11 protein-coding genes are annotated in these 14,972 nt (G+C 58.0%); 3 read left to right on the forward strand and 8 right to left on the reverse strand.

Annotation, left to right across the window (positions count from 1 at the left end; translation table 11 throughout):
• Nucleotides 1–123: 123 nt before the first annotated feature.
• Nucleotides 124–993 carry a hypothetical protein gene (locus tag FG94_RS27295; protein ID WP_152570973.1) on the reverse strand — a complete coding sequence of 290 codons (870 nt, stop codon included), beginning with the start codon at nucleotides 991–993 and terminating at the stop codon, nucleotides 124–126.
• A 390-nt stretch (nucleotides 994–1,383) separates the two neighbouring features.
• Between FG94_RS27295 and FG94_RS13600 the strand changes: the two genes are divergently transcribed.
• The gene (locus tag FG94_RS13600) at nucleotides 1,384–2,580 is read left to right on the forward strand and encodes a tyrosine-type recombinase/integrase (protein ID WP_036212486.1); all 1,197 of its coding nucleotides are present in this window, start codon (nucleotides 1,384–1,386) and stop codon (nucleotides 2,578–2,580) included.
• Nucleotides 2,581–2,595: 15 nt separating this feature from the next.
• Here the strand turns inward: FG94_RS13600 and FG94_RS26645 are convergent, their stop codons facing one another.
• Nucleotides 2,596–2,841: a helix-turn-helix domain-containing protein gene (locus tag FG94_RS26645; RefSeq protein WP_081925979.1), complete on the reverse strand. Its 246-nt coding sequence runs from the start codon at nucleotides 2,839–2,841 to the stop codon at nucleotides 2,596–2,598.
• A 548-nt stretch (nucleotides 2,842–3,389) separates the two neighbouring features.
• Here FG94_RS26645 and FG94_RS13610 point away from each other — a divergent pair.
• A complete protein-coding gene (locus FG94_RS13610) occupies nucleotides 3,390–4,274 on the forward strand; it encodes a hypothetical protein (protein ID WP_152570974.1) in 885 nt (294 codons plus the stop codon).
• Nucleotides 4,275–4,326: 52 nt separating this feature from the next.
• On the opposite strand, the gene FG94_RS27300 is transcribed toward FG94_RS13610, so the two are convergent.
• The 6 genes from FG94_RS27300 to FG94_RS13635 form a co-directional block, all read right to left on the reverse strand.
• Entirely contained in the window at nucleotides 4,327–5,868 is a 1,542-nt protein-coding gene (locus tag FG94_RS27300) for a hypothetical protein (protein ID WP_152570975.1), read from the reverse strand.
• Nucleotides 5,865–6,854 (reverse strand): ATP-binding protein, encoded by a 990-nt coding sequence (locus FG94_RS13615; RefSeq protein WP_229445944.1) that lies wholly within the window; start codon nucleotides 6,852–6,854, stop codon nucleotides 5,865–5,867. The genes FG94_RS27300 and FG94_RS13615 overlap by 4 nt, the downstream gene beginning before the upstream one ends.
• Before the next feature lie 9 nt (nucleotides 6,855–6,863).
• The gene (locus FG94_RS27305) at nucleotides 6,864–8,939 is read right to left on the reverse strand and encodes a Mu transposase C-terminal domain-containing protein (RefSeq protein WP_152570976.1); all 2,076 of its coding nucleotides are present in this window, start codon (nucleotides 8,937–8,939) and stop codon (nucleotides 6,864–6,866) included.
• A complete protein-coding gene (locus FG94_RS27310) occupies nucleotides 8,936–9,571 on the reverse strand; it encodes a hypothetical protein (RefSeq protein WP_152570977.1) in 636 nt (211 codons plus the stop codon). Before FG94_RS27310 ends, FG94_RS27305 begins: the two co-directional genes overlap by 4 nt.
• 499 nt (nucleotides 9,572–10,070) lie before the next feature.
• Nucleotides 10,071–13,130 (reverse strand): carboxypeptidase regulatory-like domain-containing protein, encoded by a 3,060-nt coding sequence (locus FG94_RS13630; protein WP_036212495.1) that lies wholly within the window; start codon nucleotides 13,128–13,130, stop codon nucleotides 10,071–10,073.
• A 434-nt stretch (nucleotides 13,131–13,564) separates the two neighbouring features.
• A complete protein-coding gene (locus FG94_RS13635; protein WP_161783968.1) occupies nucleotides 13,565–14,437 on the reverse strand; it encodes a protein phosphatase 2C domain-containing protein in 873 nt (290 codons plus the stop codon).
• Nucleotides 14,438–14,689: 252 nt separating this feature from the next.
• On the opposite strand from FG94_RS13635, the gene FG94_RS13640 reads away from it, so the two are divergent.
• Nucleotides 14,690–14,968: a hypothetical protein gene (locus FG94_RS13640; protein ID WP_027864081.1), complete on the forward strand. Its 279-nt coding sequence runs from the start codon at nucleotides 14,690–14,692 to the stop codon at nucleotides 14,966–14,968.
• The last annotated feature ends 4 nt before the right edge of the window (nucleotides 14,969–14,972 follow it).

Raw genomic sequence — 14,972 nt, forward strand, 5'->3', positions numbered from 1 at the left:
TGCATCCGCATTCGGCGCTCGGCTACAAATCGCCGCGCATGTTTAGGAAAGAGCGACGCCGTCAGGCTCTGGAAACTGACGCTAACTAAGCATCAGGCTGTGTCCGGGAAAAGCGGGGCAAGATCAGTTTACAAGTGCAGGTAACCTGGCTTCAACTTGTGATGAGGATGTGTCTTCTATCTTCTGGTGCTCGTAACCGGAGATAGTAGTGACAACAGATAACCTGAGCCTGCCGGTAGGAAGGAAACGATACTGTGGAGTGGCTGCTTCGAAGTCCGGCTCCGACTGTGCGGACTGTGCCTTTCTCCGCGGCGACCTGGGAATGAGTTCCTGCGTAAGGTACTCCCTGATCCGTAGTACGTATTCCTGCGCATGCAGCATAATGCAGTTGCGTTCACCTGATCTGCCACGTGTTGTGCGGGAGGGGCCGGGAGGAAGGGCCGCACGCGTTTCAACGAATGTTGCGCCAGCGGCGACAACAGCATGAGCGAAAAGCTCTATCAACAGACAGGCGCGGTGAACCTCGCTTGGCGAAACGGTGACGTCTGCCCACGTCGTGCCGTACAGGGTAATTGCCCCGTTTACTGCTTTGCTTCTGCGTAGCTGTTTCACGGGCGTCAACGTCTCGAGATGAGGTTTTCTTGACACTTTCTCAGGTATGCGGGCAGCAGATTCGGACTCCGGATTGCTCTCCTTCCGCGCCCGTTCCTGTGCCACCCGCTGCTCGAGCGCCGGGTCGTCCTCCATGGTTGAACAGGTCCTCGTGTACCGCGGACTCACGCCGGAAGGCGGTAATACTGGACGTGCCGGCGCTTTGCCGTGAGCCAGCTTTGCCCAGTAGCCCCGCGGTGGGACAGGGACTTCGAGGGCAACACAAATTTTCCGCAACCCCACGTCGGAGATGGAATACCGTTTTGCCAGCTTGGTCATCGGTTCTTTCCAGACCGCTTCGAACAGCGCTTCCCGGTCAAAACTCATCTGCTTCGATGTCATAGGTATCTCCAGAGGTATGGGCGCCGGCAATGCACAGTCATGCTGTTCAGACCCGATGCGTCTGGCTGATCAGAGGATTCGTCGTCGCCCATGAAATGGAGAAGAGGAAAAGAGTCAAAACGCCCAGTCTACTCAGGCGGAACACAGACAGATTGACGTTCCGCACGGCACCACTGGACGATCTGAAGCCAACGCTTCGCTGAATATCCTGAGGAGAAAGGGTCTATTCCAACGGGTCGCCTGACGATTTGCTGCCGCGAGCGAACGTTTGGCAAATCACGCCCAAACAGCCAGCCGAGAATCAGATACTGACACTCGGCCAGATTATCTTACTCAACCCACCTTAGCTTTCCTATAATCGGTACACTGTTATTCCCATAAATTGTGCTCATGCCCAGCCAAGACGTCCTCGTTTCCTTTGACCTCCCTGTCGCTCCCCTTGAGTCGTTTGCTCTACCTGCGCATATCGATGGCTCGAACGGGAGCAACCGGGCGAGCGCCGGCACGCGCCAGATCCGGGCCGATAACGATATCGATGCGATCAAGGCTTGGCTGGCACGCTTCCTCGACAAACAAACCACTTTCGACAATTACCGCAAGGAGGCCGAGCGCCTCCTTCTATGGTCTACGCTAGAGTTGGGTAAGCCGCTTTCGTCACTTACCCACGAGGATTGGCTCGTGTATCAGCGATTCCTTCGTGATCCGAAACCCGCACGCCGCTGGCTTGCTGCCGAGGGACGCAAATATCCGCGGACGCATCCGGAATGGCGACCGTTCGCTGGTCCACTCTCGGCTTCGAGCCAGCGACAGGCAGCAGTGATCTTGAACGCCCTGTTTTCGTGGCTGGTCACCGCAGGCTACCTTGCCGGCAATCCGCTCGCTCTTTCACGTGAGCGTCGCCACCGGCCGGCACCGCGGGTAACGCGGTACCTGGATGACGAGATGTGGCGAGAAGTAAAAATGACGGTCGACGCACTGCCGCGGGAAACGCCGCGGGAACGTGAACACTATTTGCGGTTACGCTGGCTTGTCTCGCTGTGCTACGTCTGCGGTTTACGTATCTCTGAGATTACCGGCAACGGCATGGGCGGCTTTTTCCGGCGCCGAGACCGGGAAGGTGATGAGCGATGGTGGCTTGAGGTGCTCGGCAAAGGTGACAAGCTACGCATCGTACCGGCGACGGACGAGTTGATGGTGGAGTTGGCTCGTTACAGGCGTGAGCTAAAGCATCCGCCCTACCCTGTACCTGGTGAGGCGACCCCACTGCTTTTGCCGATTGGCGGTAAGCTACGACCGATGACTCGGGGCGCCATCCACGAGATTTTCAAGGATATTTTTGCCAAGACTGCAGATCGACTGCGCCAGCGCGGCCCCGAGTACGAAGCCGGTGCGTCGCACATGGAGCAGGCCTCAGCGCATTGGATGCGACACACGGCTGGTTCTCATATGGCCAACAACGACGTCGATCTCCGCCACGTGCGTGACAACCTCGGGCATGAGTCGATCAGTACGACTAACACATATTTGCATTCGTCAGACGACGCGCGCCACGCCGAGACTGAAGCGAAACACAAAATCGGATGGTAAGAGCATGGCGTCGAGCTAAGCATCCTTGCTCGGATCGCTGTCGACACGCTGCTCAGTTAGCTGAATCAGTTGGGACGGCGGCACCTGCAAGGCGACTGCGAGCTTGAAGAGTATGCGTACCGTCGGTTGCCGCTCACCGCGCTCGATCAAGCTGACGAATGTACGATCGATCTCTGCAGCGAGCGCGAGCTGTTCCTGTGTCAGACCTACATCCTTGCGAACCGCTCGCAGTACTTTTCCGAACGCTAAACCTGGATCCAAAAATCTCTCCCCTTATCTGGGAGAAATCATGTCCCTGCGGTATGATCTCGTCTTCGGACTATAGTCATCATTTAGGTAGCTAGGCCAATAGAGACTCTTAAGTTGAGTTCCGGCCTGTCAGCGTGGTGACACAAGGTCCCGTATCCCGCTCTAGCCGTACTAAAATGATTGAAGACCGTAAGCCCCTCGTATGCCTCCTCACCGACAATGAGACCCACAATACGCTTTGTCTGAGATACTGGGCGTTAAATTCCACAGGGAAGTGGAACGAGCCGTTCGATGCATTGCTTTCAGATTCTGGACTCAGCAAAGGGGAGATGATGAACATGCTGAGGTCGGCGTGTCGTGCATGCCTTCCCCACCTTCGCTGTGACATTTGCGAAAGTCCCTTCCAGGTTGGCACTCGCAGTGAATACTCGCCCCTGACGGGATCGCTCATCAAATCCGGGAGACGATCGCGCCCTCGGCTGTGTGCTTCCTGTGATGCCGCAGCGCTTGCTGCTAATCGTGAAGCGAACCCGTTTGCCGTACAACAGCATCGTGATCGCTTGATCGGAGCGCTGAAGCGGCTGCATGAACGGGCCGAGCCGGTCGACTATGCGAAGTTAGGTTATGTACAGTCATGTCTACTGTATGCAGCGCTCGTCGCCGCAAACGTTGGATCGGATGACCTCGAAATCCCACCGCTAGTGTCCCAGACAGAGCCGCTCGCGCCAACTGTAGAGCTGTCGGACGGTATCTATACCCGGCTTTACACAGACAGAATTCTTTTGCCAGCCCTCTCTTCGGATCGCCATGCTTTAAGCCTGAACGAACAAACCGGAGTCGTCACGTTCAGCGTCCGGACAGGGACCTGGAGGCTGGCTGATGACCTCACAGGACGATCCAGAGACGAGATTCTGTCGGTACTCTACCGGCGCCTTGAGCAACCTGATCCAAGGGCGGCGGAGGAGCTGTGGTACTTGGTGGCCGTAGAAGAATGCAAGAGATATTTCGTCAGTCAATGCGAAAGATACAGGTTTATTGACCCGGGAATCTATTCCTCAAAGGTAGCCGCCACCTTGCGAGATTATCTGGACCAATGTTCGATCGGACAGATGTGGAACATCATCTACTATGCTATCAAGAACCTTGCGGCGCTCGCGCAAGAGGGGACGTACACGAGGCAGCATATCTATAACATGATCCCAGGGAGTATCCGACGCTATGCAGACTACCGTCTTGCGAAGGACGAGCCGATCCGTCCTTGGCGCCGTCCGTCCCCAGCAACAGAATCATGGATGACCAGCATTCTTCTTGATAAGGTACTTAAAAGCGGCGATATCTCATTTGAAACCCTGACGGGACAAGATGTTGTTAGCTATGTCGAGCGCGTGCTTGTCGGCCTGCCGGATGCTGCGCAACGTGATTCTTTGCGGACTGACGGTACCTAACTGAATAAAATTTCGCATTAGCGCTCCCCTGCCGTCAGGTCGTTGCCGCTGCTTATCGCACAATCGATGCCAACCGCGCTTGATGCCTTGCTCGATGTTCCCGACCTCGTGGCAAAGTGTAGGCAGCAGCTGGGTGTGGCATTGGGCTGCGAAGGTAAATGACAGCCGGCTGTCCACGGACATCCGATCCAGTCACGGCCCAGTACGTGTCGTAGCGCACCGGTTGCAACGACCGGGTCCAGTGGGTAGTACCTTTGGCATGGTTGTCCAGCGCATCGGTAAGCCGCTCACGGAAGCTTTCCAAACAGGCGTTGGCAAAGATGTGATCAACTACCCAAAGCTGCGTTTGGCGAGGCCAATGACTCGGACATGGTGGGGGACGGCACGAAACCCAACCAATCAAACCGTGCAATTCGCGGCGCGGTGCGCCGAACAGGTAACGTGGCGTTCCACATCCTTCCCAAGCCATCCGCCACCTAAGGTAGCCCTCCGCAACCGGGCAGAAGCTTGCGGTAGTTTCCTCGTCCATCCGCCACCATAAATGGCGTGCCGCGGCGATGACGCACCTCTTGTGACGCCGAATGACATGCTTCCAAAGATGGCGTCTGACCGATTGGTATACGTTGGTAACCGACCGGAGCTCGGCGTCACCAAGCGGTTCGCCAACAGAGTCAATGTTACCCGCGCGTTCGGTCCGATTCACCCAAGACGGGTGTCGTAGCGCAGGATCTTCATCGTCGGGGCTGACTAGCGCTGGCATGCCTCGTTCCGCGAGTTCCAAGGATTCCATCGACAGTGTCGCTTGGGCCTCTGCCTTGGCAAATCGGAGATGATCGATTACTTGGGACACAAATCCAATATAACGAGACATCCGGCCGTCGGCGCTAGGCTTCGAGAAGATCAGTTCACCTTGCCCGTATTGCTGAACGCGGCGTTCCATCTCCGTCTTTGCAAGCAATGATTCCTCCTCAAGCTGAAGGAATGCCATTGTTTCGGCGAGTACTTTGCGGTCATACGGGCGTGGCAACAAGACATTCGCGTGCGCGTCGCGCAATCCGGGCGCCATGTCCTCCTTGCAATGAGGGCAACAGAACGGACTATCCAGCAGATCTTGGCGTAACCGATATGGGATCGTCTGGCCGCACCAGCGGCAATACGTCCGCAAAGCCTTCTGATGAATAGGACACGCGGAAACAACAACCATCTGAAAAATAGGCGTGTGAAATCCGCGGGCCATGCATAGTTCGCACCAGCGTAAGTGTTCGCTCGATTTGGCGCCACTTTTAGGCAATAGCTCAAAAAGGAATGAGGCACGGATCTCTTTCGGCGTAATTCTGAAGGCCTCGGCCATTATTTCGATATCAAAAAGCCTTGCGTCGCGCAGGTCCACATTGGGGGAGGCACAAGTTTCGCTCTTTTTCCCACATTTCTTGCTGATAAACGCTTTGGCAATCTCTTTGCCGGAAACTGCGTTTAGTAAGCCGAACTTGAGAATTAGCCCGTATGCAGAGCACATACCGGTGTACCACTTGTCACGCCAACACCAGCTGATCTCGGGCGGGCGAGCGGAATCAAGGACGATCCGGACGGTCATTCGATTTCCACGAGGTCCGCTGACGGATGGCCTTGGTAGAGCTCCTCTTGCGCCGCGACATAGCTGGCATCGAGCACAGCCTGGTCCCAGATCTCGGGCGTAAAAGCAAACGTCGTCGAATCCAGGTGCGTCTGCTCAGAAAACGCAATCTCAACGGCATAGGCGAAGTACTGCATAGGGACCTCCATGTCAAACTGGAAGCCCGCGTTGCGATGCGCTCTGTGAAAGGCCGCCCAAAGCTGCCCTGCATGGTCGACTAGCCGAAGCCCGGCGGACCAAGCCGTGGGAAAGAAAAAGCGCGTATAAGTCCAGCAACTTCCTAGCGGGTACTCAGCTTCATCATAGGCCTGTAGGCACGTCGCAAAATCGTCTGCCGAGCGCAGCCCATCAAATCGCATTTCCGTGATCATGAATCGCAACACGACCTGTGTTTGGCCGCTTTGTCGAAGTGCGCTCTTAACGTTAAGCAGCTGAGGTTGCCCAACCGACAGGGTCAGCATTCTGATCCCCTTACGCTCGAGGTCGTCGTGTACATCACGCAGCCACTCGTATTCGATGACGTCGAGTCGCTGCGCTTCGTCGGCAAAGAACACCACCCAGTTATAGCCAGAGCCATCTACCATCTCACAAATTTTTTCGATTAGGCGCCGGCGTTTCTTGGGGTTTGTCCCGCTCAGGTGCCTATGCCCAGCGGCAGCGAGCAAGTTAGTAAAAAATGCATCTTCGGATGGGGTTTTCTTCTTCTCGCAGCCAAAGCTGATGAATACGGATTTTGGAAAATCCGCACGCAGAGTACTGATAACGTACCGAATACTGTAGGTTTTACCAAACCGGGGGAAGCCATAGATAAGCGCGCCAGGAGTCCTCAGCCGGATCAGTTTTTTGACCCGCTCGACCAAAGCGTCGATCGTTGGGGTGGGCACAATGTACGTCTTTAACGTCATCGGGTGCTCGTCGAAGCTTACTGGACGGATTTCGTTGTTCACCCAACGCTCCTAAAAGGTGACGGTACGGCGAATTTTCAATACACGCGGCTGGGCTGTGGGAACCTCGTCCGGGATAACAGGATCAGGTGCTGGAGGAGGAGTCACATCTGTGGCCGACGTAGAGGCGGAACTAGAATCGATCGCCGGCGGAGCGACCGGCACAGCCGAGCCATCACTTGCCGAGGTCACAGCGGCTATAGAGTGGTCAACCAACTTCGGTTCTATGGAATTGACTAAGCTACCGTTGACATGTGCCTGAGCTAGTGCATTTGCAGCACGCTTGTTCGTGCGCGCTTCACTCCACCTCTTTTTTTCCCAGGCCTCGATGGGGTCCATGCCGTCCTTAACAATTAGCTTACCTTCCGCGATCTCTCGGAAGATCTGCTGCCTGAGACGCAAGGAATGCGGCGTCGCATTCCACGGCCGGGCAGCTGTCAGGATTCCTAATTCTGTTCCGTCCTCGAAAAACGCTTTGACGGTCCGAATGTCGCGCACGTCATAATAAATGCGGATCTTTTTGTTAATAAGCCCTGCGTTTCCGCCTAACTCCTTGCTGGTATACCGGACGTTAGAGAAATTGATATGGGGCCGAGTCCCGGTCTTTAGGGAGCCTTTCACCGGGACCACCCGCGCTTCCTGAAGCATGCAAAGATTAGACCGGAGGAAGCGCGGCAGGCTACGGAGGTAACATGGCTTTCGGCGCAACCAGTGGCGTAGCGCTGCCAATGGAGTAATACCCAAGAGTCCGCCGTGCTCCCGCCCGTTATAGTTGGCTATCACCACCTCAATAAGCTGCTCCAGCTCTTCATAGTCGATCAGTAGTGAAATATCGCCGCCAGGGTCGCCAAGCACCTTCTCAATGGCATCGGGATCATTTCCAAGCGTTCCTGGAAAACGATGAGCAAAATGTAGTGAGAGCAGCTGAAAGAATCGCTCAATGAACGGCCTCGCATCTGGCTCGCCCGCAGGACCATTCTCGGTCCAACAGCCGACGATCTGGGTCAGGCGCTCAAGGGTCGCAGCTGCCAAGTGCGACTTTGCGCCGTCGAAGCGGAACCAATCCCAGCATGCATACGCTGTCTCGGGAAAAACGGATGAAGGAAATCCCCCTCCTTCGTCAATTGCCAAGTCCGGGATAGTGTAATTACGTGGAGCAAAAGGCGTCAGCGCCGATTGCAGTGCGGCGGCGACGTCATCTTTGTTATATTCCTTACCAAAAGCAAGGGAATAGCCAAGCACGGCACGTGTTTGTACATCGAGAAGAACAAGTATCCAGATGCGATGAAGCTCGATAGTCCTCTCAAAGCCGAGTGGATCCTTGAGCTTGATGGTAAGTCGCAGATCCAGCTTATGCCCGTCGAATTCGACTACCTGAAACGGCCGGGTGGCGGCGGGCGCCTGTTCCTCGTCGCTCGGCGCCGCGCCGGCGCGCTTCCCGCCGGCGTCAATAACCGCATTTGAAAACCGTTTTTCTGTCACTTTCTTCAGGTAAGTCTGCAAAGTACGAAACCCCCGTCGCCGCTCAGTAAATGGATATTCGTCGGACTTGATCTTCTCAGCTCGGCAGGCTTTGATAAATTCCTCGTGGATCGCCAATAGTGGTTTTCGAACCTGCCGTACCCTCTTCCGTCCCTTGATTGGCCGCACGCGGTCTTTGGCCAGCTTTACCAATAATTTTTCGACTGCAGGATGCTCCCGGAGAAGCTGTGCGAACGCGCCAGCACACCCACTGTATCCCTCTCGATCACCGTGGACTCGTTGTCGCCGTTCATAATCAGCAAGACGTTCGTACGGAATCGCGGCGCGAAAACCATAAAGTCGCCCATCCATATGCTTTTGCCAGCATTTTTCGACCAGCCGATACAGCGTCGAGCGTGAGACACCTGTCCGCGCCAAAATCGCGCTAACGGGTATGTGTTGCTCTTCAATGAAACCTTTTATCGCCTCGCAGCGCGCCATGAAGGGAGCCCGATCCTTCTCGTCCAAAGCAGACGGGTCGACGCTCGGCCAAGTCTGCAGGTCCGAAAGGGACTCTGGAATCGAGCCGCGATTGAAACGCAATTTGCCGTGAACGTAATCTCTCATGCCGCCGCGAACATCATTGAGGAACTGAGCGGCGCATGCTCAAGTTCTGGACAAAGCACGAGCCCTCGGTGTAGCAGAGAAAACAGGGCAACGCGAGCGAGGACCGGGTCCTGATCTTCGAAATCTTGCTCGATTTGCCAAAGGGAGGTCGTATCCTGGGTTGCTTTGCGGACCTCTTCAGTGAGCTTCACAGGCACGTAACGGAAGAAGGCGGAAAGATCCCGAATGATCGAGCCCCAATTCTCTAGCAGCACTTTGCGGGACATGAGTTCCGCCGGGTCGACGAGTATGACTGCCGTACGGCTCGCGTCGATCCATGACTGCACCTTTGGCGGCAGGCTTCGGCTTCCGCCTTCCTCCAGTTCAGATTGTTTCAGCAGAATGACGAAACCGTCAGTACCTTGTCTTCGAACCCAGAAATCGACTGCACGACTTGTTTCAGGTATTACAAGTGGCCTCTCGCAATACGCATCGACGCCAGGGTCGGCTTGGAGCGTTGTCCACAGCAACAAAGCCGGTTGGCCGAAAATGCTGATTGCACGATTGATCTTCGGACCGAACACATCGTAACGTCGGGCTTTCGAGTTCCGAGCGTTACTTGCTGGGCGTTCAAAACGCAAAGACTGTGCCATGATTAACCTTTCGGTGACGAGGCAGAGCCCACTCGCCGTGACAGCAAGGCGCCTTCCCTCACCGAACTCCTCAAAGCAATATAGGTCATGCAGCGCCCGCTGTGATTGATCTTTTAATATCTTAATGGAAATTCAACAACTCGTCGACATGATGCCGATCTCGAAGTAAGTTTGGTACACTTCAGAGAAATTTCGCTGTGTATTCAGCAGCTTACCCTTAAGATCTGGCCTGTCGACTAGTCAATTCGCACAGAAGCTCATGCAGCCTGCGCTCCCATTGGCGAGTTTCAAAATTACTTCATTTTATAATGAAGTAATTTTGAGACAGGCGAAAAAAAACCACTGATAAATCAGTGCCTTGCATCTCTACGGGCTTACCACTTTTACTTCACTGGACGGCCGAAGGCGCTCTCACCCACTGAAGGCCGCCACCAGCGCATCGACGAAAAAAAGCCGCGGACTCGCGCCCGCGGCTTTCATCACACAAGGGATCCAGAACTTAGAACTTGTGGTTGTACTCGACCGTGAAGCGCGCATAACGCGGCGTCTGGGTCGACAGGACGCGGCCGTAGCTGTCCAGCAGCGTCTGGGTCGAGCCGTTGTTCAGCATTTCCGAGACCGACTGCACGGTCTGGCGGTTGGCGACGTTGAACACGTCGACCTTTGCCGTCAGGCCCGGCAGGAAGGCCGGCATGTAGGCCAGGTTCACGTCCAGGCGCGTGGTCCATGGCAGACGGCCTTCCGAGCCGCGCGGCGCCGGGCGGCCGAAGCACGTCGCGTAGTACGAGCCATAGCTGTGGGCGGCCGGCACGCTCGGGTCGGCGCCGAGGCAGTTCTTCGGACGGCCAGACTGGGCCAGCAGGTTGCCGCCGACCATCCACTCAGGCGTGACCTGGTAGAAGCCGAAGGCCTTCAGCTGGTGCCGGCGGTCGTTCGGCAGCGGGCCGTACTTGCCGCGCATCAGTTCAGGCTTGTCCCAGCTGATGGTGTGCGATACGTCGAGCTGACCGATGTCGGACTGGGTCTGGCCTTCGGTATTGCCCTCGTTCTTTGACCAGGTGTAGTTCACGCGGCCGTACCAGCCATTGCGGAACGGATGCTCGAGGAACAGGTCGATCGCCTTGTAGGTGCGCTTGGCGTCGTCGAAGCCCAGGTCCGCCTTGCTCAGCTTGACTTCCGTCAGGTTGGTGCCGGTGTTAGCGAAGTCGACCAGGAAGGTGTTGTCCTCGCCCGGGTTGAAGGCTGCGCAGCCGAAACCGGTCCACTTGCTGGTGTTGACGGACGGGTTGCGCGCCAGCCAGGCCTTGAACGGACGGTCATCGCACATGTCGTCGATGGTCGAGCGCAGGGTGCGGTAGGTCGCGCGGGCGCCGAAGGTCATGTCACGCGACAGCGCGCGCTCGAAACCGAGCGTGATCTCGTCCTGGTAGGTCGGCTCCAGGCTGGTGGCGGCAACGGTACTCGGGTGCTTGAACTGGAAGTACTCGTTGTTGGTCGAGAACGGTGCCGGCGCCAGCGGCACCAGGCCCTGCGGAGCGCCGGTGGTCGGATCGACCCCAGTGTAGGTAAAGGACTGCGTGGTGAACAGCGAACGCGAGGCACCGCGCACCGAGATGTTGGTCGGCACCTGCACGAAGTAGCGGCCGGCGGTACCGAAAACCTTGAGCGAGGAGTCGCCGTTCACGTCCCAGGACGCAGCAAAGCGCGGCGCGATCTGGTCCTTGATGTCCATGAACTTCTGCTTGTCGCCGTTGCGGTTCTCGAACTGTTCGTTACGCACGCCGACGGTCAGCAGCAGGTCCTTGGTGACCTGCCAGCGGTCCTCGAGGTATTGCGCGGACTGGTCCGAGTAGGCGTCGGTGATCGAGGTGAACTTGGTCTCGGTCACGTAGTAGCCCTGCAGGCCATAACCTCCCCCGCTGGCCGGCGCGACCACCACGTTCTGCAGTGGGATCGGAGTGGTCGGCGATTGCGCGCTGCGCGAATAGGTCCACAGGCCGCCACCGGCGCGGAACACGCCCGCGTCTTCGGAGCTCAGCCTGTTCTCGTCGATACCTGCGCGCAGCGTGTGGTTGCCGAGACGGTACTCGATGTCCAGGCGCGCGGACTCGACCGTGTCACGGCCGCCGGTGACCGGCACGTTGCCGCTGACCGGATTCGGGTTCGGATACGACAGGCCAGGCACGCGGGCGGCCGGCGTGGACGACACCTGGTACACATTCGGGTTGACGCCCGGATAGGTGCCGTAGGTATTCTCGTGCTTGGTCGTCGATTTGCCGTACAGGGCCAGCACCGTCAGATTGTCGGTGATGTTGCCGGTGTACTTGGCGATGTTGACGATGCCGCCGACCGGGGTCTCGCCCGAGAAGTTCTTGTAGTGCTCGCTCGCGCCGATGACGCCGTTGCGGGCGCCGGTGGCATAGTTGTAGCCAGACAGGTACTTGTCCTTCTTCGAGGTGTCGCCGAAACCGGTGTACTCGAGGCGGTGGTTGTCGTTGATGTTCCAGTCGAGCTTGACCAGGTAGCGGGTGGTGTCGGTTTCCGACTCTTCCCAGCCGCGGCCGGCGGCCGAGGTGCTGGTGCGCAGGCCGGTAATGGCATTCGTGCCCGAGAAATCGGTGCGCGATTGCTCCAGCGAACCGAAGAAGAACAGCTTGTCCTGGATCAGCGGGCCGCCGACGTTCACGCCGACCAGCTTGCGGTCGGTCTCGTTGGTCGAGCGGCGGCGGTACAGGGTGCCGTCGGTGGCGGCAGTGTTGCTGGCACCAAGGACCGGGTAGTAGATGTCGTCCTGGCTGGCCGACAGGTTCTTCGGATCCCACTGGACGATGCCGCCCACTTCCCAGCGGTTGGTGCCGCTCTTGGTGGTGATGTTGGCGACGCCGCCGACCGAACGGCCGAATTCCGCGCCGAAGCCGCCGGTCAGGATCTGGGCCTGGCCGATTGCGCCGTACGGCAGTTCCATGTAGCCCAGCTGGGTCAGTGGGTTGGTGACCGGGAAGCCGTTCACGTAGTACGAGTTTTCCGACACCGCGCCGCCGCCGAAGCTGTTGGCGCCGTTCGGGTAGCGGCTGTCGCCCTGGGTGGTGTTCGGCGCGATCAGGATGATCGACTCGACGTTACGCGCGATAGGCAGCTTTTCCAGCTGGCTGGCAGTAAAGATGGCGCCGTTGTTGGTGTTGGTCACGTCGATTGCGCGACGGCGGCCGACGACCTGCACCTGCTGGGTTGCGAAGACGGCTTCCGCGCCCTGGCCGATCAGCACTTCGACTTCGCGGCGTTCGACGACGCTGCCGTTGCGCACCAGCTGGACCGAGTAGCGGCCCGGCGGCAGCGAGGTGGCCAGGAAGCGGCCGCTGCCATCCACGGATACGGTACGGCGCAGCTTGGTGTCGAGGTTCTCGACCACGACGGTCGCGCCGGCCGGGCTTTCCACAGCGCCGTAGACGTTACCGGTCGTGTTCGATTGGGCCAGTACCGTCGAACTCATGCCCAGCGTCAGTGCGGTCGCTCCGAATGCGAGAGCGAGCGAACGAGCCAGTTTCGTTTTTACTGCCATGAACTTTCTCCTATCGTTTGTGAACCTGCCGCCGAGTCAGGGACAGGCTGGACTCCTCCTTCAGCCAGTTGCAGCCGGTAGGTCTGCTTGGACTAAGAAAGATTTAACGATTGTATTTAGTAAATACTTGACGGCGATGCATGTCCTTAGAAAATAGATTTTCCAATTCATGCATACCTGGCAGGATGTCTCAGGCAGCGTTCGGCAGATGGGCGGAAGATATGCGCGCGTTCGATGCTGTTCCGTACACGTTGAGCAATGGCGTTCTTATTAACTTTTTAGTCAGCTATGTAAAGATGTTGTATGGCCACAACTAAACGACTTGCCGGCAGCGGAACCGGCGCACAGGCTCTGTCTTATGGCAGAGCTGCAGAAGCTGTCCGGGCCGCTCAAGCAGCCGGCAAGGCTGCAGCGCAGGCCCGGATTCGGCGTGCTCAAGCGCGCGGATGATCGCTGCGCCAGAGGATCGCCGATGCATCGTCCGCCTGCTTCACCAAGGCCGGCCCGGTAGCCCGCGTCGCGGCTTCGTTGTCTCGCAATTGCGCAAGTGCGGCCGGCAAGCCGTGCTCCATGCACAGACGGAACAGGCTGTGCGGCGTGTGCAGCGCGTAGGTGTCCACCAGGCGGTAGAAGCCGTCGCTCATGACCAGGATGGCCGACCCGGCCGGCGCCTCGAACGTGGACGTGCGTGCGCCGAAGGCGCCGTTTGGCCGCAGGCACAGTGAATTGGTGTTGGCCACGGAGTTCTGGAACTCGCGGCGGGCGCGCAGCATCGGTGTCAAGCGGGCCTGCCTGGCCATGGCGTCATGGATGCCTTCGCGCCTGAGTTTCTCGATCTCGGTGCGCAGGATGGCTTCCTGCGGATTGACGAAGGGATCCAGGTCCAGCACCTCGCCGTCAGGCCGGCGCAGCAGGATCTTGCAGTCGCCCAGGCAGAACAGCTCCAGCCGGTGGCCATCGCCATGTCGATGCGCGCGCACCCAGCTCAGTGCCGCGATCGGCCAGGCGTACAGCGGCACCTCCTTGCCGGCGCAGCGTGCAAGAAATTCCCGATGGACCTGCTCGACGGCGGCGTGCGCGGCCTCGCGCTGACCGAGTCCGGCATCGATGGCCGGGCCGAGCGCAGCCGCGAACCGGGTGACGAACCAGACCACGTCGCCTTCGTCCGGCGCGACGTAGTCGCGGTCGGCGACCGAGGTGCCGCCGTCGATGACGACGAGTTCGGTCCTTGCGGGCGTCCGAAAGCTGCCGGCCCAGTCCTCGTTGTGGCCCGGCTGTGCGCCGTCGGAGATTGAATCGATGTGCATGAACATGGTGTGAAACTGCTTGATGAGTGGCCGGTCGAACCGAACTCGACATTATATATGCTAATGTCGAGTGAGATTTGGCATGAACATTCCTCATGCAGGATCTGGTTGGAATGGTTTTGCTATTTATCAAACCGCCTGCAGTCTGCAGGGGCTGGTCCGGCCCGCGCACGAATGCGTCCGGCCGTTTGCACCCCTGCCCCACGTGGGTAAAAATGCAGTTATGCGAACTGATCACTCGAAAGGACGAGCATGGGCATCACCGTGAAGAATACGACGCCGGATACGGCCAAGGTCACCCTGGTCGGCGAAATGATGGACGGGAGCTTCGACGCCAAGGTCATGGCGGAGACCGATGTGCCCTACACCAAGTACTGGGACAACGAGCTCGAGCAGCGCATCGTCTACTTGCACCCCGACCCGGAGCAACTGAAGGCGATCGTCGCCGCCCTGAACGAGGGCCGCCTGTCGCTCGACGCCCTGCAGGATTTCGGCAGCTCGGCCGGCGGGGAATCCGAACTGCCGATCTGAAGCC

It is taken from the genome of Massilia sp. LC238 (assembly GCF_000735635.1).
Lineage (GTDB): Bacteria > Pseudomonadota > Gammaproteobacteria > Burkholderiales > Burkholderiaceae_D > Telluria > Telluria varians.